This window comes from Phytoactinopolyspora endophytica, assembly GCF_004138495.1.
Classification (GTDB): Bacteria; Actinomycetota; Actinomycetes; order Jiangellales; family Jiangellaceae; genus Phytoactinopolyspora; species Phytoactinopolyspora endophytica.
In genome coordinates, this window is record NZ_ML142850.1 from 290,324 (window position 1) to 294,350 (window position 4,027).

Here is a 4,027-nt window from a genome sequence, read left to right on the forward strand (position 1 = left end):
TGACCGCGACGTACTGCTTCGCCGCGTCGACCGGGAAGTACTCGACGCTGTTCACAGCGGTGTCCCGGATCAGCTTCAGGGCGTCCGGGCCCTTGATGTTGAGGTCGGCCAAGTGGTGCGACTGGTCGAACAGCACGGACGTGCGGCGCCAGGCGAGCTGCTCGTCTCGCCAGTTGGTGAACTCCGGGGTCACCGGTGTGCTGACGATCGGCGGTGACTGCGACTCCCACAGCAGTGTGTGGGCGCTCCCGGCTGCTGCGATGGACTCTTCGAGGTTCTTGGCCATGGTCGGTTCCTTCTGCTGTGCGGGATCTGATCTCGCTCGGACGGGTTGTCGAGGTGGGCTCGCGTCTGGCGGGCCGACCATCAGTCGGTGAATGGATCGGTGAAGCGGGCGTCGACCACGCCGGCGGCGTCCCCGCGGCTCTCCTCGGAGATGAGGCCCGCCTCGACCATCAGGTCGATCGATGTGGCGAGTGCGGCTTCGGAGACCCGCAGTCCCGACGGCCACATGCCGAGGTCGCGGGTGATCGTGAACCCGGCGGCGGCGAGGTCGGGCTCGTCGGGCGTCGTGATGCGTTGGTAGATCGGCGTGGTCGTGGCATCGGCAGCGGGGTCGTTGACGATGTCGTGGGCCTCGGCCAGCGCCCGGACCAGGCGGCCGGCGGCGTCGTCGTGGGCGTCGAGCCAGTCCGCCCTCGCGACAAGGGCCGCGAACACGATCTCCGGGATGACCTCGGAGATGTCGCCGAGCACGCCATACCCCTCACGCTGGGCGAGCAGGCTCCACGGGACGGGCTGCGGCGCAGCGTCGATCTCGCCGTTCTGCAGGGCGGTCCAGCGTGCGGTGTGAATTCCTGCCAGCACGAACGTGTAGGCATCCGGCTCGATGCCGGTGCGGCTGAGCAGGCGCCGCGTGTAGATCGACGTCCCCTCCGTCAGCGACGACGTCCCGATCCTGGCGCCGCGCAGCTCTGCCAGCTCGGAGAGGCCCGGACGCGCCACCATGGACATCGGCAGACGCTCTGCGTTGGAACCGATGACGCGCAGGTTGCCGCCGCCGAGGTGGTCGACGATGGCGCCCTCGGGGGGCGTGATGGCCAGGTCAACGGCGCCCTCGCGCACGGCCGCGGTCGCCTTCTCGACAGAGCCGAGCCGGTGGAACTCTATAGTCAGCCCGTGGGCGGCGAACAAACCTCGATCCTCGGCCACAAAGACGGGCAGCCAGTTGAAGCCCTGGGCAGCGCCGGCGAACCGGATGGTCGTGGTGGCAGTAGTCATGCTCGTACTCCTCGTTCGCTCGCGATCGCTCGGGTGGCCAGCAGCGTGTCCAGCCGGGGGTAGACACGCCGGGCGTTGCCCTCGAAGACGCGTCGGAGGTCGTCCTCGCCCAGCCCGGCTGCCTCCAGGTACCGCCGGGTGTCGTCGAAGGGGTGACCGGTCTCGGGGTTCTCGCCCGCCACCGCACCCAGCAGCTCCGATCCGAACAAGATGTTGCCGGGCCCGATGACCCCGAGCAGCAGATCGATGCCGGCCTGGTGGTAGACGCAGGAGTCGAAGAAGAGGTTGTCCCGCAGCCTTTCGAAGCCGTCCAGGACGCCGTTCTTGAGAGCGATCCCACGGTAGCGGCCCCAGTGGTAGGGCACCGCTCCTCCGCCGTGCGGGATGACGAGCCGCAACCCGGGGTGCCGGTCGAACAGGTCGCTGCCGAGCAGCTGCATGAACGCGGTGGTGTCGGCTGCGAGGTAGTACGCGCCCGTAGTGTGCACCGCGGGACGCGTTGATGCCGAGACATGGATCATCGCCGGCACGTCGAGCCGCTCCAGGGTGTGCCACAGCGGGTCCCACCAGGGGTCGGGCAAAGGGGGAGCCGTCCATCCACCTCCGGACGGGTCGGGGTTGACGTTGCAGGCCACGAAGCCGGCCTCGACGCAGCGCTCGAGTTCGGCGACCGCAGCGTCCAGTCCGCCATCCACGGTCTGCGGGAGCTGGCAGGCGGCGACGAAGTTGTCGGGGAAAAGCTCCCCGATGCGGCGCACCGTGTCGTTGGACTGTCTCGCCCATTCGATGGCCGTCTGCTCGCCGGGGACGTGGTGGCCCATCGCGGAGGCGCGCGGCGACAGGACCGTCAGGTCGGTGCCACGTTCGCGCTGGAGGCGCAGCTGGTTCGCCTCGACGATCGCGCGCAGCTCGTCGTCCGGGACTCCGGCGTAGGGGGCCGGGCGAGCGGCGCGCCCCTCAGCGTGGGCGACCTGCGCCTCGCGGTGGGCCCGGAACGCGGCCGGCTCGCTGGTGAAGTGCCCGTGACAGTCGATGATCATCAGCGCGTTCCTCCCTCCGGTGGATCGTCAACGCCGGGTGAGTGGCCGGGGGCCGGCCTCATCACTCAGGTGATGGTGAGTGCCTCTGGGTTTCGGCGATAGCCACAGCGTGGCAGCGCGTGCATGCCGGGAAAAGCGGAGAAATCCCCACCTGTAATTCGGTGGAGTCGACGTACACAGCGCGTTGCCGAAACCTCGACGGAACCGAATCACTAGTGCGGAGTTCTCCGCTTTTCCCGGCATGCACGCATCGGCACGATGAGGTCGTGAGGCGTCCGAACTCGGATGTCGGTGCAGAGAGGTGGACCATGACCGAGGGTCGAGGACAAGACACAGCAGCGGAGGCTCTGCTGGAGTCTGCGGCGCTCCCCACGATCCCGGCCGGGATGGTCGCGGAGCTGGCCTCCGCTGTCGGCGACGAGTGGGTGCGCACGGACCGAGCCGCGGTCGACGAGTTCAAGGACCCCTTCTGGATCCCGGGCGACGAGACCTTCGCCGCCTCGGCCGTCGTGCAGCCGGGCTCGGTGGCGCAGGTGCAGGAGGTCATGCGCATCGCGAACCGCTGGGGAGTCCCCGTCTCGCCGCACAGCCAGGGACGCAACCTTGGTCACGGCGGGGCCTCCCCCAGTCGTCGAGGTGCTATCCAGCTCGGCTTCCAGCGCCTCGACCGGGTGCTGGAGATCAATGACGAGCTGGCTTACGCGGTCGTCGAGCCGGGGGTGACCTGGCAGGACCTGCACCGCGCCGTTGCCGAGCGCGGCCTCGACCTGATGACGCCGGTGCCGGACCTGGCCTGGGGTTCGCTCATCGGCAACACCATGGACTCCGGCCACACCTACCAGCGCTACGGTGCCGACTACCGGCTGCACGCAGGCTTCGAGGTGGTGCTGCCCGACGGTGACCTGTTGCGCACCGGCCAGGGCGCCCACCCGTACAGCCCCACGTGGCACACCTACCGACGCGGCCTCGGTCCCTCGCTGGACGAGCTGTTCGTCCAGTCCAACCTCGGCATCGTTGTGCGGATGGGGGTGTGGCTCCAGCGACGACCTGAGGCCTACGCGCCGCTCGTCCTCGTCGTCGACGAGGACGCCGACCTGGAGGGGGCGATCGACACGATCCGCGAGCTGCGGCTCGCCGGTCACCTCGAGGGGATCCCCGCGGTGTACTCGACGCTCCGCGCCGCGCACATGGTGCTGGACGACCCGGTGCCGGCCGACCCCACCCCGTTCACCAGTGAGGAGCTGCGCCGCATCGGTACGGAGAAGGGGGTCGGCGCGTGGGCCGTCCGGGCAGCGGTGTGGGGCGATCGCGAGCTCGTGGAGCTCCGGCTGCGCCGCATCGAGGCCGCCTGGCTGCGCATCCCGAGCGGTCGAGTGCATCCGGTGCGCATCTACGAGCGCGGCGAGTGGGACGACTTCGCTCGGTCGGCCGAGAAGATCACCGCCGGCATCCCCACGATGAAGGCAATCGAGTCCACGCCCGATTACGTCGCACACCTCGACGTCTCCCCGGTGGTCCCACTGCAGGGCTCCGCGGTGCGGGAGGTAGTCGAGGAGCTGCGCCGTCAGTACGCCGCGGCGCAGCTGAACTTCGGGGTGGGCATCATGGTCACCGGAGAACGGTCCGCCGTGCCGATCGCCGGGATCCGCTACGACCGCACCGATCCGGCTAGCGTCCGGGCGGCGGTAGAGACCGGTCGTCGGATG

3 protein-coding genes and 1 pseudogene are annotated in these 4,027 nt (G+C 69.4%); 1 reads left to right on the forward strand and 3 read right to left on the reverse strand.

Annotated elements, in window-relative coordinates; all coding sequences use genetic code 11:
* The 3 genes and pseudogenes from ELR45_RS36900 to ELR45_RS04695 all read right to left on the reverse strand — a co-directional run.
* Positions 1-286 (reverse strand): annotated as a pseudogene (locus tag ELR45_RS36900) (aminomethyl transferase family protein); the annotation flags it as partial.
* A gap of 80 nt (positions 287-366) precedes the next feature.
* The gene (locus ELR45_RS04690) at positions 367-1,281 is read right to left on the reverse strand and encodes an ABC transporter substrate-binding protein (protein ID WP_129663856.1); all 915 of its coding nucleotides are present in this window, start codon (positions 1,279-1,281) and stop codon (positions 367-369) included.
* Complete coding sequence (locus ELR45_RS04695) at positions 1,278-2,321, reverse strand: amidohydrolase family protein (RefSeq protein WP_129663858.1); 1,044 nt, start codon at positions 2,319-2,321, stop codon at positions 1,278-1,280. The genes ELR45_RS04690 and ELR45_RS04695 overlap by 4 nt, the downstream gene beginning before the upstream one ends.
* Positions 2,322-2,629: 308 nt before the next feature.
* On the opposite strand from ELR45_RS04695, the gene ELR45_RS34580 reads away from it, so the two are divergent.
* Positions 2,630-4,027, forward strand: a 1,398-nt coding sequence (locus tag ELR45_RS34580; RefSeq protein WP_165367478.1) for an FAD-binding oxidoreductase, incomplete at its 3' end; no start/stop codon positions are given.

What these genes read in the sequence shown, in the direction of transcription:
- ELR45_RS04690 (WP_129663856.1), bottom strand. Translation starts at nt 1,281, where the DNA reads ATGACTACTGCCACCACGACCATCCGGTTCGCCGGCGCTGCCCAGGGC.
- ELR45_RS04695 (WP_129663858.1), bottom strand. Translation starts at nt 2,321, where the DNA reads ATGATCATCGACTGTCACGGGCACTTCACCAGCGAGCCGGCCGCGTTC.